Below are 436 nucleotides of genomic sequence, written 5' to 3'. Positions count from 1 at the left end.
GGCGCGCTTTTATTAACGGGAAGTGGCTCAGCTTGGTAGAGCACCTGGTTTGGGACCAGGGGGTCGCAGGTTCAAATCCTGTCTTCCCGATATTCCCAAAAACATGGGGCCTTAGCTCAGCTGGGAGAGCGCCTGCCTTGCACGCAGGAGGTCAGCGGTTCGATCCCGCTAGGCTCCACTTTATTTATTATATGTCTCGGAGGTATACCCAAGTTCGGCTGAAGGGATCGGTCTTGAAAACCGACAGGCGGTGAGAATCGCGCGGGGGTTCGAATCCCTCTACCTCCTCCATTTTCTTTTTAAATGGTTTAGACATAAATAATAAAATATTTCTTTTTCCTTCATGGAGGTATACCCAAGTTCGGCTGAAGGGATCGGTCTTGAAAACCGACAGGCGGCGAGAGTCGCGCGGGGGTTCGAATCCCTCTACCTCCTC

The 436-nt window shown here is 51.8% G+C and carries 4 tRNA genes; all 4 read left to right on the top strand.

Going from position 1 to position 436, the window contains the following annotated elements:
* Window positions 1-16: 16 nt before the first annotated feature.
* Window positions 17-90, top strand: a tRNA-Pro gene (locus MR115_RS29630).
* 15 nt (window positions 91-105) lie between these two features.
* Window positions 106-178, top strand: a tRNA-Ala gene (locus MR115_RS29625).
* Between the two features lie 20 nt (window positions 179-198).
* Window positions 199-291: transfer RNA gene (locus MR115_RS29620), tRNA-Ser, on the top strand.
* Window positions 292-345: 54 nt separating this feature from the next.
* A tRNA-Ser gene (locus tag MR115_RS29615) sits at window positions 346-435 on the top strand.
* Window position 436 lies beyond the last annotated feature (1 nt).

This window comes from Bacillus cereus group sp. BfR-BA-01309 (assembly GCF_022664315.1).
Taxonomy (GTDB): domain Bacteria; phylum Bacillota; class Bacilli; order Bacillales; family Bacillaceae_G; genus Bacillus_A; species Bacillus_A mobilis.
This window is presented reverse-complemented; position numbering and strand designations above follow the sequence as displayed.